The sequence below is a fragment of the Micromonospora sp. DH13 genome (assembly GCF_020873825.1).
In the GTDB taxonomy this organism is placed as follows: domain Bacteria; phylum Actinomycetota; class Actinomycetes; order Mycobacteriales; family Micromonosporaceae; genus Micromonospora; species Micromonospora haikouensis.
In genome coordinates this window covers 71,834-86,467 of sequence record NZ_JAHWGR010000005.1, presented here as the reverse complement: position 1 = coordinate 86,467, position 14,634 = coordinate 71,834, and the positions used below count along the sequence as shown (strand labels likewise).

Here is a 14,634-nt window from a genome sequence, read left to right as displayed (position 1 = left end):
CACCCCGTCCCTTGATCCCCTTCGGAGGACACGTGACCACACGTGAGAACGGCGCGACGCCCCGCCACCGGCGGTGGCGGCTCGCCCTGCTGCCGCTCGTCACCGCAGGACTGGTCGCCACCGGCCTGGCCGTAACCCAGACCGGCGCGCAGGCCGCCACCTGGCCGACGCCCAAGAGCACCACCACCGTGACCAGCACCCAGCCGGTCAGCGGCACCAAGGACTTCGGCCTGGTGCGCTACAAGGCCGGCGGCGCGATGGGCGACGGCGGCCAGAGCGAGAGCCAGAAGCCGCTCTTCGAGCTGGCCGACGGAGCCGTGGTCAAGAACCTGATCATCGGCTCGCCGGCCGCCGACGGCATCCACTGCAAGGGCAGCTGCACGCTGATCAACGTCTGGTGGGAGGACGTGGGCGAGGACGCCGCCACGTTCAAGGGCGGCTCGTCGGCGAACTACACGGTCGACGGCGGGGGTGCCCGGTCCGCCTCCGACAAGGTGTTCCAGCACAACGGCGGCGGCAAGCTGACCATCAAGAACTTCGACGTCAGCAACTTCGGCAAGCTGTACCGGTCGTGCGGCAACTGCTCGACCCAGTACAAGCGGACGGTCGTCATCCAGAACGTCACCGTGACCGCGCCCGGCAAGTCGCTCGCCGGCATCAACACCAACTACGGCGACACCGCGACCTTCTCGGGCATCACCATCTACGGCGACAGCAGCAAGAAGATCGCCATCTGCGAGCGCTACACCGGCAACAACACCGGCAAGGAACCCGTCAAGACGGGCAGCGGCCCCGACGGTACGTACTGCAAGTACACGTCGTCCAACATCGTCTACAAGTAGGCCCAGGCGAGCAGAGTCCGACCGTACCCAGGCGGGTCGCGCACACACGGTGCGCGGCCCGCCGCCTCGTCGACACCGCCAGAGACGGGCCCGGCCCGATGACCGGCAGCCCACCCGCCGGGCCGCCGTTTCACAAATGAAAAGCACCGATGGTACGACCTGAGCACCCGGGTGCGGCCCCTCCCCGACGGAGGAACCGCACCCGGTCTCCAGCTATCTCAGGTGGCCAGCGTGCCGGTCAGACCACCGTGCAGGCGACGCCGTTGAGGGTGAAGGCGGTCGGCTCGGCGGTGTTGCCGCTGGTGGTGGCTTGGAAGCCGACGTTGATGGTGGCCCCGGGGGCGATCGTGCCGTTGTACTCGACGTTGCGGGCGCTCACCTGGCCGCTGGACGGCGAGTACGTGGCACCCCAGCCCGAGGTGATCGACTGGCCTGACGGCAGGGTGAACGCCAGCGTCCAGCCGTTGATCGCCGAAGTGCCCGTGTTGGTGATGTCGATGCTGGCCGTGAAGCCGGTGCCCCACGAGTTCATCGTGTAGGCGACCCGGGGACCCGTGCCCCCGCCGGACGTGGGGGTGGGGGTCGGGGTGGGGGTGGAGGTGGGCGGCGGCGTGGTGGGCGGCGGGGTGCCGTTCACGCTGGTCACGAAGGTCATGATGCTGCGGGCGGGCAGCGTGACGGTGAGCGAGCCGTTCGACATCGTGAGCGCGTTCTGCGGCGCGACGGTCCGGCTCGCGTCGGTCAGCCAGTTCTGGACGCTGCCGGACGCGGTGGCGCCCGACAGGGTGAACTGCTGGCTCACCGACGAGGTGTTCTTGTTGACGGCGACGATGACGACGGTGTTGCCACCCCGGTACGCCGACACGTAGACGTTCGACGCCGGGTTCGCCGTCGCGTCGATCCGCGTGTAGCCGGGCCGGACGAACCGAGCAAAGTGCGCCATCATGGCACCGCGCTTGCTGATCTGGCCGTCCTCGCGCATGGGGCCGTAGCTGCGCCGCAGGTACCACCACACGTACGCCTGGAACTCGGCGTCCACCATGGCGCGGTGGATGTGCTCGCCCACGTCGAGCGCCTCCGGCCAGGCGTCACCCGAGTTGGTGTTGCTGTTGGGGTAGTAGACCTCGGTCATCCACAGCTCTTTGCCCGCACCCTTCTGCTTGAAGAGGGGGTACGGGAAGTTCGAGTACGACGTCCCGTAGAGGTGGGCCCCGATGATGTCCACGTTGGCCAGCGCGGTGGCGTCGTTGAGGATCGGGTCCGACATGGACTTGATGTACTGGAACGACTCGGGCGCCATGACCTTGGTGCTGATCGAGCCGGCGTTCTCCCGCAGGAACTTGACCATCTCGGCGGAGGTCCACCAGGTCCAGTCGTGGGCGTAGTCGGGCTCGTTCTGCACGGAGATGCTGTAGAGGGGCACCCCGTTGTTGCGCATGTACGTGGTGAAGTCGTTGAGGTGCTGCGCATAGGCGGCGTACGAGCTGGCCCGGAGCCGCTTCGCGTTGGTCTGGCTGCCCCGGGTGAAGGTCTCGATCATGCTGGCCGGCGGGTTCCACGGCGACGCGAAGACGGTCACCCCCAGCTCGACGGCGCGCTTCGCCGTCGCGAGGTCGCGGCCGAAGTCAGCCGAACTCTCGCCGACGGGAATCCGCAGAATGGAGAAGCCCAGCCGGCCCTCACCGGTGCCGAAGGCCGTCTCCCGCTGGGCGGCCGTCAGGTCGCCGATCCAGGCCGCGTGGGCCATGGCGCCGTACCCCTTGATCGTCTGCCGCTGCGCCGACAGGTTGATGGTCGCGGGCGCGGCCGAGGCTCCCGTCGCTCCCAGCAGCGTCCCGGCGGCCGCCGCGACCGGCACGGCCCCCACCGTCGTCAGTACGGTTCTCCGGCTCAGCGTGCGCCGCTCGCCGCCGACCGACTCGGTCTGATCCTGCGTCATGTTGCGTCCTCCTGGCTGGTGGTGGTGATACGCGCGTGCCCCGGTCCTGCCCGGACCGGTCGGCACCGCCCTCCAGCGTCGCCTTGGGGACTGCCCTTGACCCCGGCGTCAATGACCCGTCGGCTCTCATCGACTGACGCCACTGTTAGCGATAACAGATCGAAAGTTTAGGTTCCGTCGATAACACGGGTCAAGCACCCGGTGGGCCGGTGAGCAGGCGAACCGGCACCGGCTCGGGCGACGACCAACACGGTCCAGCCACCAGCAGGAAGGCCGCGAGCGCATCAACAACCTTTCAACGCACGCGGACAGCCTGGGGAAGGCGCGACCCGATCCGGCTGCGACTCCAGGCCAGCCCATCCCCTCACGGGACCGGCTCCGTCCCCGCTGTCCGCGCTCCCGCACCGCCCCGCCCACCGCGATCTTGCAGTTACGGCCCCGGCAATTAGGGTGAAGCACGTATCCGAGGGGCCGAAAGTGCAAGATCGGTGCGTCGTGGCGGGCGGAGGGGGCGGACCACCTTCAGCGGGTCGCCCGACCGGCCGGCGTCATCCGTGCGACCCGACGGAAGGCTCACTCAGGTGCATGACGACCATGGCGCCCTGGCCCTCACCGAACTCCCAGCCGGCGATCGCCTTGCTGCCCGGCAGGGCGGCGATCGGCCCGAAATCGCTTGGGCACTTACCGGGGCCGAGGTAGTACGCGCCGGCCATCCGTGCCCAGTGAGCGTCGAGGCACAGCCCGCGGAGATGCCGTCGTAGCGCATCGTCGCCGACCTGGTCCAGGGCCGATTCCCAGCGAGGGTCAACCACACTCGCCTCGGACGTGACGTACCCTTCCCGCACGAGGCTCTCGCCGATGTCGGACAGGCCGTCCGGAGCGCTCATCGTCCACGTCGCCGCCCGCATCGCGTCGAACAGCGAGCCGTCCGTCCGTGGCCGCAAAAGCAGGTGGGGAAACAGCCGGTAGCCATCGGGGGTGAGTTCGTCGAGACTCAGCGAGCCGGCCTGTAGCGCCCTGCCGATGTCCCTGCCCCACACCAGGGCCCGGTCGTCGTCCGTCGTGACGGTCAGCAGCGGCTGGAGCGCGGCGGGCCGCACCTCCGTGGCGATGAACGCCGATCTGGCCAGGTCATCCATCCAGCGGTCCGGGTAGAGCCAGTCGCCGCCGTTGTCGCCTGACCTTCCGTTGACGTCGGCGACGAGTTCTGCGGGATCAAGGTCCTCGAGCACATCGCCGGCGGTCTCGTCGTCGTAGTGGAAGACCGCGTACGTCCCCGCCGCGTCGAACTCCGCCAACGGCCGGCCGAGCAGCAGCCCGAACGCGTGACCAAGCAGGTCGTCCCAGTCGGACACGACGTCTCCTTCGGATAGCTGTCGCCCAGCGCGACCGGCACCCCGGGACCGCGCACAGGTGATCATGCCAACCCCGTATGACAGGCTGCGGGGCGCTGGTACGCGACACGGCTCCACACCTGTCGTTCTCTGGATGACCCGGACGCGTGAGATGCCCAGGCGCCCCTGAAGCTCCGCACTCCGGTACGGCCTTCGCCGCCAGAAGCACCCCGGCACCGCGTGACGGAGTCAGCGGCGGTCCCACCGGGGGCACCTATGATGTCGGTGGCACGAGAGTCGTTGATTGGTAGTTGTCGGTGGCACAAACGGTCGACAATGCAGGATTCCCACTCGGGCGGCGGCGTCTCGCGATAGCCGCAGCGGTCCTGGCCGTGGGTTGCCTCAGTGCGGCCTTCACCCTGCTGCACGGTCAGGAGAGACCGGCACAGGCACAGGCCCAGCCGGCCTCCATGGACAACACCGAGAGTGGCCCCGCCCGCTGCCCGGATGCCTGGGACGAGCGCTCTTCGCCGTCCGGCGGCATGGCTGATCTGGTGCCGACAGGGGCTACCGAGGTGCTCCTCTGCACCTACCGGCACGGCAGCGTGATCCCGTTACGGCTGGACGCCAGCAGGAAGCTCACTGAGCGCGTCGATGAGCTTTCGGCGTACCTGAACGGCCTGCCGACCGATCCACCCCAGGATGAGATGTGCCTGCTCGGTCAGACGGTCGAGCATGCGATCGTCTTCGGCTACCCCCAGGAGCGGGCCGTGTCGATACGCCTGGTCGACTGCGGCTGGAAGCGGGAAGGCGCGATCAGATACGGCGGCGACCTTCGAAAGGTAACCGCGTACTGGGGTGTCCACTGGAACGAGTAACACCGCGACGCTGTTCACACCCGCCGCACGCCACCGATTCGCGGTCCACCTGCCCGCCCCTGCAGCGATCTTGCAGTTACGGCCCCGACAAAAGGGGTGAAGCACCCTTCCGAGGGCCGAAAGTGCAAGATCGTCGCGTAGTGGGATGTGGAGAGGGGAATGTTGGCGGGTCAGGCTGGCCAGTTGGCCGGGGGTTCGCCGAAGGCGCGACGAGCGGCCCGCACAGCCAGAGCAGCGAGGGCGGCGTTGGCGCCACCGCCGATCACAGCACCGACGCCGAACGGCGCCACTCGACCGAGAACGATGATTCCCTGCTTGGTCCCGTACTTCGTGATGAAGTGTCGCCCCAGAACCTTGTTGATCTGGCGCAGAGTCTCGCCCGGCACCATGGCGACGATCTGACGTGCCCAGTGTTGCCCCGTACGCTCGGCGACCTTGGTGATGGTGGCGGAGCCGGACCCGCCGAGCATGATTCCCAGGACGATCGTTCGGCGACGCTCAATCTCGTCGATGGGGACCCCGTGGACTTCGGCGACCGAGAGCGCGAAGAGGGCGCTCAGCTCAAGAGACGAGAGGGCCTCGCCGGCCGACAGTGCCAGTGCGACACCCGTGCCGACGCCGGGTGCCGCTGCGGCTCCGCCCACCGCAGCACCCGTCGCGGTCAAGGCACTCACGTACATCCGCTCCAGATTGCGGATCACCTCTGCCGGCGTCGCCTCCGGGTTCCGCTGGCGGGCCCGGGTGATGTTCTTGCGTACCAGTGGGCTCTGCATGTCGATTGCCTTGTGCAGAAGGTCAAGGACTTGCTGCCCACGTACGGCTGCTTCCGAAACCGGCCCGTCGAAGGCATCTGCTGCCATGCCTTGAACTCCTTAGATCGTCACGTCCCCGCTACGCCGTCCTGGCGCGCGGGTCGTTGAGTGAGCGTCTGCGGCGTGGGCGACCCGATGACCATCCACTGTGGTGAGAACCACCGAGGCTACGGTGCGGCCTCCGGCCAAGGCCAGATCCGAAAGGACGCCCGCCAAGCGGACGATCAGGTGGTGGCACCGGCACGTCCGTCCGCTTCGTTCAGCGAAACCTCGAACGCCCACTGCCGTAGTAGCCGCCGGTGACGGTTCTCGACTGCTCAGGAAAGCACTGTGCCCCGGCTCCGAAGAAGGGAGCCGGGGCACAGTGCCGTGTTGTCGATGCGGGAGGTGACGCTAGTTGCTCTTGAGGGAGTCGACGAACGCGCGCCAGCCGTGGGCGTCGAAGGCCAGCGTCGGGCCGGACTTGTCCTTGCTGTCTCGGACGGCCACTCCGTCGCGGAGGTCCGCCACCTCGACGCACGCGCCGCCGTTGGAGTCGCTGCGGGTGGACTTGCGCCACACCGCGCCGGTGAGGTCCGGGTTCGACATGTCAGCCTCTACTTCATCTCGTCGGCGATCCGCCGGATGAGTTTCCGGGACTCCGCCGGCCCCAGGGCCGCAGCCTGGAGACGGCCCCAGAGCCGATTGTAGGACCGGAGCGCCTCGGGGCTGTCGAGGTAATCCGCGTCCGTGAACGTCTCCAGGTAGACGACGTCCGAGGCGACCTCCTCCCCGAACCGGAGGATGATGAAGTTGTACGAGGATGTCACATACGTCTCGGCATCCAGCGGAAAGACCTGGATCGTCACGTTCGGGCGGCCGGCGACAGCGGCGATATGGGACAGCTGCTCCCGCATTGCCGTCCGGTCGCCGAGGTCTCGCCGCAGCGCCGACTCGCTGAGGATGAAGTTCAGCTCCGGCCCGTCCGGGCGATCGATGACCTTTTGTCGTTCGAGGCGCACTGCGGTCTGCTGCTCTACATCGTCTCCTTCGATGATCGCCCGGATGTAGGGCTCGGTCTGGAGGATGCCGGGGATGACCTCGGACTGGTACCAGCGGATCTCCGCCGCGTCCGCCTCCAGGTCGAGATACTGCCGGAACCAGTCCGGCACGACGTTGCGGTAGCCGCTCCACCGCCCCCGCTGCCGTCCGGCGCGGGCGAGTTCCCGCAGCGGCTCGGCTTCCTCCCCGGCCACCCCGTAGAAGTCGAGCAGCAGCTTCAAGTCGGTCAGCCGGATGCCGGACTGGCCCAGCTCCAGCCGACTCACCTTGCTCGACGCCGAGTCGATGATCTCGGCGGCCTCTTCCTGCGTCTTGCCTGCCGCCTCGCGGGCGCGCTTGAGGGCGTTGCCGAGGCGACGCCGCTGGATCGTCGGGGTGACCATGCGGCGAGTATCCCGCCCCTGCTGCCGCCGATCCGGCGACACGCCGTGAGTTCCCAAATCAGGATCGTCTCGCTAGCCTACTTTTCTGGACTCCTAATTTGAGGAACCAGAAGGTCTTTCGGGAGGACTCATGGCTCGGCATGCGAAGAACCCGACGCGCCCCGGTCTGCTGCGCCGGCTCTGGCCCTTCGAGCGCCGCCGCGCGAACCCACTCGACTGTCTCTGCCCACCGAGGACAGCCCCGGATCGGCCCACGGCCTACCGGGCCGTCGGCGTGGCGCGGGTGCCCTACCTGCCGGAACGGGCGCTGCCGACCCTCGCCGGGGACCACCGCGCGGGGCGCTGGTCGTGACGGCGCGACGGAAGCCCGAGCGCGAGGACCGGGGCGAGCAGATCCAGGCCGCCGAACGGGAGGCCGCCCGGCAGCGGATCCTCGCCCAGGCCGAGGCGGAGCGGATACCCGCCGAGGAGAGCACCCGGGCGAAGCCGGACCGGCGGTGGCAGCGTGAACAGCCCTGAGCTGCTGCCGGTGGGCCGGCGGGTGGCGTACTGGCGGGGGCGGCGGAGACTGTCGCAGCAGGTGTTCGCCGATCGGCTCGGCAGGTCGAAATCCTGGGTCGACAAGGTCGAGCGGGGTGTGCGGTCGCTGGACAAGGTGTCGACGTTGCGGGACATCGCCGCCGTGCTGCGGATCGACACCGCCGTGCTCCTCGGCCGGGACGCCCAGCCCGCCGCCATGGCCGAGCGGGTCGAGGGGGTGGCGCGGATCCGGGAGGCCCTGTCGACGTACGAGATCGCTCTGGGTCGGCCGCCGGCCCGCGACGGTGCCGTGCCGGCGGACCGGTTGGCCCGGGACGTCGAGCACGCGTGGGTGACGTTTCAGCATGCGCGGTATCCGCAGGTGATCGCCGCCGTGCCGGGCCTGCTGGCAGGCTTGCAGCGGGCCGCCGCGGACGATCCGGGGTGGGGTGGGCCGCTGCTGGTGGAGGGATACCGGCTCGCCGCGTCGGTGCTGGTGAAGCTCGGCGAGGTGGAGCTGGGCTGGCTGGCGGCGGACCGGGCGATGGCCGCCGCGACCGGCGATCCCGTGCTGGTGGCCGCCGCTGCGGTGCAGCTCGGCCAGGTGTTCCGTGCGGCGGGACGGGCGCGGGCGGCGCAGTCGGCGGTGCTGGCCGCCGCGTACCGAATCGCGCCGGCCGATCCGGCGGACGGTGCGCCCGGCGCGTTGTCGTTGTGCGGGACGCTGCTGGTGCAGGGGGCCCTGTCGGCGGCCCGCCGGGGCGACGACCGCGCCGCCGACGAGTTGCTCGACGAGGCCGCCGGCTTGGCCGCCCGGGTGGGCGACGGCCAGGATCATCATCGGACCGCGTTCGGGCCGACGGCCGTGGACCTGGCCCGTGCCGCCGCAGCCCTCGACCTGGGCGACGCGGGCGGGGCGGTCGCCTGGCACGAGCGGACGACCAGGCGGGACGGCTGGCGGTGGCTGCCGCTGGAGCACCGCGCGGCGCATCTGGTCGACGCGGCCCGCGCCTACGCCTGGGCCGACGACCCGGCCCGCGCGGGTCGGGTGCTGCTCGACGCGGACCGGCTGGCACCCGCAGAGGTACGCCACCGGCCGGCCGCCCGGGAGGTGCTCGCCCAGATTGCCCGCGACCCGCACGCCCCGGCCACCATCGTTCAGCTCGCCGTCGCCGTCGGGGTGACCTGAGCATGACCGGGCCGTTCCTGTCGCTGGCCCAGATCCGCAACCGGCTGATCCTGACCGCCAGGGCGGTGCTCCGCGACCATCGGGCCGGGCCGGACGGCCGCTGCCGGGTGTGCCGGACTCCGGAGTGTCAGGTATCGACCGCCGCCCGCAACGTCATCCGCGCCGCCGCTGACTGCCGAGCGGCGGACGCAGATGGGCGGTAGCTCGTTCGGGCGCTCAGTCAGCTTGAGACGGCGGCCGGCGGTTTCGGCTGGTCCTGTGAACGCACGAAGTTGGTCGCATCGACGGTGGCGCTGACCAGGGCGCATGTCGTGGCGGTGAGGGCGAGCCAGAACGCTGCGGTGCTCTTCCAATCCTCGGCGATCCTCACCGTTACGACCTCGCGGGCCTCCGAGTCCTCGCCGGAGGGCTTCCCCCGACTGGTCGACCTGCTCGGATCCGGTTGACGGCGCCAGCCGAAGCGGGTGAAGAACTTGGCCCAGGTGTGGTTCGACCGGCCGCAACCGAAGATCACCCCGTTGACCTTCCGCCCGCACCGGCCGCCCTTCTGGGTGGTCACGCCGCACGTCGTCGGCGCCTTCACGGCGAGCACCCAGGCCGGGATAGCGATCATGATCGACGCCGACCAGGCAAGGCTCATGAGGTCGAGCGTCACGAGGTAGTAGACGACGCCGACGATGGCCAGCGCCTCAACGCCGAGCATCAGCAGGGCGTAGTCCCGCTTCAGCATGTGGGGCCTCCAGGTGGTCGAGAAGAGTGACGAGGTCGAGAAGGTCGGTGCGGAGCCGGGTGAGCTCGGCTGCGGTGACGCCGAGTTCGTAGGAGTGGTGGTGACCGGCGCGGGACAGCGCCCACCACAGGTAGCCGGCCCGGTGCCCGAGCTCGGGGCCGGCGTAGTGGGCGAGCAGCAGCAGCTTCGGCCGCTGCGCCCGGGTCAGTCCGATCTCCGGGCAGATCCGGGCCCAGTACCGGTCCATCGCTGCTTCCAGTTCATGGCGCAGCAGCCAGGCGCACGCCCGGGGCCAGGCTCCTCGCGCGCCCCGGATGACGCTGGTGAGCATGCGGTCGGCGGCTGCGAGGTACGGGGACGTCGTCATCGCAACCGCCGCACGAGCGAGGCGGTGTTGTCGACCATGGGCTGGAGGGGCATGGTCCGATGACCGTGGAGCGCCTGCGCCACCGCCTTGACCGTCCGGGTGGCCTGCCCGCCGTAGTCGCGGTCGAGCCGGGCGAAGAGGTCCGACCGGGGCGCGATGCGGCCGAAGAGCCCAAGGCTGAGCCGGTCCTGGACGGTGTGCGCCCCGCTCAGCTCCTCCTGGATCTGGTGGTAGGGCGTGCCGCGCTGGTGCTGGGCGGCCCGGTAGCGATCCATGCTCACCGACTCGATCGCGGACCGGCAGAACCCGGCCACCATCAGGTACTTCACCTCGTCCCGGATCTCGGCGGCGACCAGGGCGCGGGCATCGTCGAGGTAGCGGTCCGCCGGGTCGGAGACCGGGCGGACCTCGACGATCGAGCCCTCGCGGCGAGTCACCTCGCGGACGTCGGCCTCGATATCGAGCCGACGGATCGCTTCCGGCAGCCGGTCGTCGTGCGTGAACACGATGACCTGCCGGGTCAGGGCGATCTCCCGCAACACCTCGGCCAGGCCGTCGATCTTGGTGGGATCCATGCTCTGCACCGGGTCATCGATGATCACGAAACGGTGCGGACTGGCCTCGGCGCAGGCGCGGGGCAGAAAGACCGCCAGCCCGAGGGCGTGCAGCTCACCCTGGCTCATCACCGCGAGGGCGTTGGTCTCGACGCCGTCGGCGGCGACGGGGAACAGGACCCGACGGGTGTTGTTCACTCCTTCCATCCGCAGGTGGCGCATCTCGACGTTGCTCTCCTGCCGCAGCTTCTGCCAGATCCGGTCCGACTGCACGGCGAAGTCGGCCAGTCGATCGGCGCGCATCGCCTTGTCGGCGCTGTCGAGCGCCGTCCGGGCCTTGGTAAGCAGGGCGAGGGTCGGCGCTTCGGCCCGCACCAGGGTCGCGGCGTCGACCCAGCGCCGGATCGCGGCACCGGGCTCGCGCCAGGCGTCGTGACGCTGGGCGAGCCAGTCGGCTGCCGCCGACGCGAGGGTGGCGTGCGCTGCGACGACGCCGGGCCAGGCGGCCGGGTCGCCGAGCACGGCGAGAGCCTCGCGCATCGCCGCGCTCTGCGCGGGAAGGTGGGGTGCCAGCGCGGTGGCGGCTGGTGCTAAGAGCCGCCCCACAGCGCCGGCCAGCCCGTCGACCGTCCGCCGAGCGCGCGTGTGGGCCACCTCGGCCGTACGTGCCGCCTCGGCGGCTGCGGCCAGCCGGTCGAGTTCCTTCTCCGCCTGCGTACGCCAGTCCTGGTCGAGGGTGCCGACCTGGCACACCGGGCAGGGGCCGTCGCCCCGGTCGTGGTGCACATCGAGCGCGGCCCGCAGCAGGTGGGCGCTCCGGTCGGCGACGCCGCTGTCGGTGGCACTCGCCTGCCGCACCGCCGCCTCGGCCTCGTCCAGCGCGACCAACGCCGCACCGAGGTCGGGCAGGTCCTGCTCGGCGAGCCGCCGCGCGGCTGCCGCTGCGTGCTCCTCCGACGCGGCGGTGTCGCTGCGGGCGAGGTCGGCCAGCCTGGTCAGGTCGGCCCGGCCGGCCTGCGTGCCGAGGGCGCTCAGGGCGTCGCGGGCGCGCTCGTCGTCGAGCCTGCCGAGCTGTTCGCGCAGCTCGGTGAAGGCCGCCTTGAGCGCCTTGGCCCGGTCGTCGTAGACCTTGCGCCGCAGCCTCAGCCGGGCGTCGGTGTCGCGCAGCGCCCCGAGGCCGAGGATCGGCGCGATCGCGTCGTACAGTTCGGCCGGCGTGGCGGTGATGACCCGTTCGAGATCCCGGGCGGACAGGAAGGGCCGGTAGCGGGCGGCCTGGCCGAGCCACTGCGGCACCTGACCGGGCGGCATCGCGGCGCCGCCGATGGTCGTGGTGACCGTCGCGCAGGTCAGGTCGGTGGAACCGGCCGGCCAGGTGCGGCGGGTCGTCACCTGCTGGCCGGAGTCGAGCCGGAGGCTGAGGCGGATCTCCGGCGCGCCCTCGTGGTGCAGGTTCCGCCAGCCCTCGCGGAAGGCCGACGGGCGCTGCGCCCAGCGCGCGGAGTCCTCGGTCAGCGCATACTCGATGGCCTCGGCGATGCTGGACTTCCCGGAACCGTTGCGGCCCACGAAGACGGTGAGCCCGGTCTTGGGCAGCCGCCCGACCGTGACCGGCTGGCCGATTCCGCGGAAGCCGGCGACCCGGATCTCCTCCAGGAACGCCTGGGGTTTGGCGTCGACCGACTCGCCGGGCTCCGGCGACGGGGGAAGGGCCTCACCCCGCAGCGCGGCGTCGAGAACCTGCTCGCCGTAGAAGGCGGCACGGACCAGGTCGCCGACCTCGCGGGGCACCTGGGACCGCTGGAGGCGGTCGGAGAGTTCCTGGTAGAGCGTGAGCGTGTCGTCCATCAGACCCCCTGATGTTGTTGGCGCATCGAGGGAATCGCAGATCGATCGCCTAGACTGTCCTACTTACTGTTATCCGGGGATAACAGCAACAGGGTCGAGCTGGCTACCTCAGAATTCATACCGTGACCGCCAGAGCGAGGAGGTGAGCCATGGAGCCGGAGCTGATGTCGCAACGCGAGATCGCACTGCTCGCACGCGTCAGCAAGCCAGCGGTCATCACCTGGCGTCGGCGGCACCCCGACTTCCCCGCACCTGTCTCGGGCGACCACGGCCAACCGCTCTTCTCCGCAGACGCGGTCGTGGCCTGGCTGCTCCAGACCGGGCTCGGCCACGCCGACCCCGACACCCTGCGCGCCGAGCAGTCCATGCACACGCTGGCAGCGTTCGCCCGGCGGCACGGCGGCAGGCGCACGGTCGTCGTCCTCGGTGCCGCGCTGTGCCTCCGCCACCTCGCCGGCCGCACGCTGCCAACCGATCCCCTGCCGCTGGCCCGCCGCCTCGATCCCGAGGACGATTTTCTGTTGCGCGAGCTGGCCGACGCGCCTGAGCCTGCCAGGCTCACCCAACTGGTCGAGCAACTGATCGAGGGCGCCTATGACCCCTGGCGCAGTTGTCGGTTCCTGCTCAGCTCCGCCAACCGACTGGGCTGGCCGGAACTGACGGCCGACGCGCTCACCCCGGAGGTGGTCACCCTGATCCGCCGGGTCGCCGACCTGCCGACCCGGCTCCGCACCCACGGCACCGTCACCATCGCCGACGCGAACGCGGGCAGCGGCGACCTGCTGGCCGCGCTCGTGACCGATCAGGACCGCGACAACCTGCGCGTCAACGCGGCCGTCGCCAACGACGAACTCGCCCGCCTGGTGCGCCGGCAGTTGCTCCTCGCCGAGTTGCCCGAGTTCCAGTTCGACGTGCGCGCCGACGAGCTGAGCGAGGAGTTCGCCGACCCGGACCTCATCGTCACCCGGCTCCCCTACCAGCCGGCGGAGAGCCGCGACGCCCTCACCGACCTCGACCAGGTCGAGGCCATCGCCGATCTGCTCGGGCGGAGCCGCACGGCCATCGTCGTCGGCCCCGCCAGCAGCCTCGTCGACAGGCTTCGAGACGGGCCTGCGGCAATGCGCCGCGCGGCGTTGCTGCGCAGCGGTGTCGTCGAGGCGGTCGTGCGGCTGCCGGGCGGTGTCTATCCGGCCAGGCCCGGCTATCCCGCCGCGCTGTGGTTGCTGACCCAGGCACCGGTCCCCACCACCAGGGGCCGCGTGCTGCTCGCCGATCTCGGCGGCACCGCGCTCGACCAACCCACCATCGAGTCCGCAGCCGAGGACATCCTGCTCTGGCGGGCCGAGGGGCACCGCCCCGACGGGCACGATCCGCGCACCGGCCGGGTCGTCCCGTTGGAGAGCCTCGACCTGTATCGGGGTGCCGCACTCCGGCCGCCAGGGCCGGCGTCGGTCACCCTGCGGGCCCGGCAGGCCGCCGACCGCCCCGCGCTCGTCGGCGAGGTCGAGCGCCGCCTCACCGACGCCGAGCAAGAGGCCATCCGGTACGCGGCGGAGCACGGCCCCCTGAACACCGGGGCGGCGCAGCGCGACGGAGCCAGGCCGAAGGAGCTTTCCCTCGGGGCGCTACGAACGGCGCGCCGGGTCCGCCAACTTACCGGGCACCGCCTCGATCCTGAGCATGTCGGACCACGTGGTCACCACCGGGTCATCGGCCCGTCGGAGGTCCTCGCGCAGGCGTCCGGGCGCTGGATGGACCGGCTCGTGCTCGCAGCGGAATACCCGCACGTCACCTTCACCGACCCGGGGGACCTCGTGGTCACCCGCATGCCCCGGTTCGGCGTCTTCCTCGACGACGACGGCTTCTCGGTGATCGAGTTCCCGGCCTGCGGCCTGCGCATCTCTCCCGGCGACTCGTTGACCCCCCGGGTGCTGCGGGCCCTCCTGGCCACCGCCCGCAACACCGCCCGCAGCCCTGGCGCAGTACGCGGCCCGCGACTTCAGGACGCCACGATCCCCGACCTGAGCCGGGACGAGGCGACCCGCCTCGACGAGGTGCTGCGCCGCCTGGAGGAACGCGAGCGTCTACTGCGCCAGCAGGCCGACCTCCTGACCGAGTTGCGCGCGCTCACCGTGACCGGCTTCGCCGACGGAACCCTCACGACTCTGTACGGTACGAACTCCTGATCGAGAGAACGG

General features: G+C 70.6%; 15 protein-coding genes. 7 read left to right on the top strand and 8 right to left on the bottom strand.

Features of this window, described 5'->3' with window-relative positions:
- The first annotated feature begins 32 nt into the window (after nucleotides 1-32).
- A complete protein-coding gene (locus tag LPA42_RS06630) occupies nucleotides 33-842 on the top strand; it encodes a pectate lyase (protein ID WP_077935247.1) in 810 nt (269 codons plus the stop codon).
- Nucleotides 843-1,080: 238 nt separating this feature from the next.
- Here LPA42_RS06630 and LPA42_RS06625 read toward each other — a convergent pair whose 3' ends face one another.
- Nucleotides 1,081-2,781 (bottom strand): cellulose binding domain-containing protein, encoded by a 1,701-nt coding sequence (locus tag LPA42_RS06625; protein ID WP_091275772.1) that lies wholly within the window; start codon nucleotides 2,779-2,781, stop codon nucleotides 1,081-1,083.
- Between the two features lie 548 nt (nucleotides 2,782-3,329).
- On the bottom strand, nucleotides 3,330-4,136 hold the full coding sequence (locus tag LPA42_RS06620; RefSeq protein WP_077935249.1) for a hypothetical protein: 807 nt from the start codon (nucleotides 4,134-4,136) through the stop codon (nucleotides 3,330-3,332).
- Nucleotides 4,137-4,585: 449 nt separating this feature from the next.
- Between LPA42_RS06620 and LPA42_RS06615 the strand changes: the two genes are divergently transcribed.
- On the top strand, nucleotides 4,586-4,993 hold the full coding sequence (locus tag LPA42_RS06615) for a hypothetical protein (protein ID WP_228986411.1): 408 nt from the start codon (nucleotides 4,586-4,588) through the stop codon (nucleotides 4,991-4,993).
- A gap of 170 nt (nucleotides 4,994-5,163) precedes the next feature.
- Here the strand turns inward: LPA42_RS06615 and LPA42_RS06610 are convergent, their stop codons facing one another.
- From LPA42_RS06610 to LPA42_RS06600, 3 genes are all read right to left on the bottom strand, one after another.
- Complete coding sequence (locus LPA42_RS06610; RefSeq protein ID WP_077935250.1) at nucleotides 5,164-5,853, bottom strand: hypothetical protein; 690 nt, start codon at nucleotides 5,851-5,853, stop codon at nucleotides 5,164-5,166.
- A gap of 345 nt (nucleotides 5,854-6,198) precedes the next feature.
- The gene (locus tag LPA42_RS06605) at nucleotides 6,199-6,393 is read right to left on the bottom strand and encodes a DUF397 domain-containing protein (protein ID WP_077935251.1); all 195 of its coding nucleotides are present in this window, start codon (nucleotides 6,391-6,393) and stop codon (nucleotides 6,199-6,201) included.
- 8 nt (nucleotides 6,394-6,401) lie between these two features.
- Complete coding sequence (locus tag LPA42_RS06600) at nucleotides 6,402-7,229, bottom strand: helix-turn-helix transcriptional regulator (protein ID WP_077935289.1); 828 nt, start codon at nucleotides 7,227-7,229, stop codon at nucleotides 6,402-6,404.
- Between the two features lie 130 nt (nucleotides 7,230-7,359).
- On the opposite strand from LPA42_RS06600, the gene LPA42_RS06595 reads away from it, so the two are divergent.
- Genes LPA42_RS06595 through LPA42_RS06580 form a run of 4 tightly spaced genes read left to right on the top strand, consistent with a single transcriptional unit; the run spans nucleotide 7,360 to nucleotide 9,140 of the window.
- The gene (locus tag LPA42_RS06595) at nucleotides 7,360-7,581 is read left to right on the top strand and encodes a hypothetical protein (RefSeq protein WP_144082490.1); all 222 of its coding nucleotides are present in this window, start codon (nucleotides 7,360-7,362) and stop codon (nucleotides 7,579-7,581) included.
- Nucleotides 7,578-7,748, top strand: coding sequence for a hypothetical protein (locus tag LPA42_RS06590; protein WP_176734093.1), 171 nt, complete (start codon nucleotides 7,578-7,580; stop codon nucleotides 7,746-7,748). The genes LPA42_RS06595 and LPA42_RS06590 overlap by 4 nt, the downstream gene beginning before the upstream one ends.
- A complete protein-coding gene (locus LPA42_RS06585; RefSeq protein WP_228986410.1) occupies nucleotides 7,735-8,937 on the top strand; it encodes a helix-turn-helix domain-containing protein in 1,203 nt (400 codons plus the stop codon). The genes LPA42_RS06590 and LPA42_RS06585 overlap by 14 nt, the downstream gene beginning before the upstream one ends.
- A gap of 2 nt (nucleotides 8,938-8,939) precedes the next feature.
- Nucleotides 8,940-9,140 (top strand): hypothetical protein, encoded by a 201-nt coding sequence (locus tag LPA42_RS06580; protein WP_077935252.1) that lies wholly within the window; start codon nucleotides 8,940-8,942, stop codon nucleotides 9,138-9,140.
- A 17-nt stretch (nucleotides 9,141-9,157) separates the two neighbouring features.
- Here LPA42_RS06580 and LPA42_RS06575 read toward each other — a convergent pair whose 3' ends face one another.
- The 3 genes from LPA42_RS06575 to LPA42_RS06565 are packed head-to-tail and all read right to left on the bottom strand — an operon-like array spanning nucleotide 9,158 to nucleotide 12,436.
- The gene (locus tag LPA42_RS06575; protein ID WP_077935253.1) at nucleotides 9,158-9,667 is read right to left on the bottom strand and encodes a hypothetical protein; all 510 of its coding nucleotides are present in this window, start codon (nucleotides 9,665-9,667) and stop codon (nucleotides 9,158-9,160) included.
- Nucleotides 9,627-10,034 (bottom strand): hypothetical protein, encoded by a 408-nt coding sequence (locus LPA42_RS06570; RefSeq protein WP_077935254.1) that lies wholly within the window; start codon nucleotides 10,032-10,034, stop codon nucleotides 9,627-9,629. Before LPA42_RS06570 ends, LPA42_RS06575 begins: the two co-directional genes overlap by 41 nt.
- Nucleotides 10,031-12,436, bottom strand: coding sequence for an AAA family ATPase (locus LPA42_RS06565; RefSeq protein WP_077935255.1), 2,406 nt, complete (start codon nucleotides 12,434-12,436; stop codon nucleotides 10,031-10,033). Before LPA42_RS06565 ends, LPA42_RS06570 begins: the two co-directional genes overlap by 4 nt.
- 149 nt (nucleotides 12,437-12,585) lie before the next feature.
- Here LPA42_RS06565 and LPA42_RS06560 point away from each other — a divergent pair, with 149 nt between their 5' ends.
- Entirely contained in the window at nucleotides 12,586-14,622 is a 2,037-nt protein-coding gene (locus tag LPA42_RS06560; RefSeq protein WP_077935256.1) for a DNA-binding protein, read from the top strand.
- The last annotated feature ends 12 nt before the right edge of the window (nucleotides 14,623-14,634 follow it).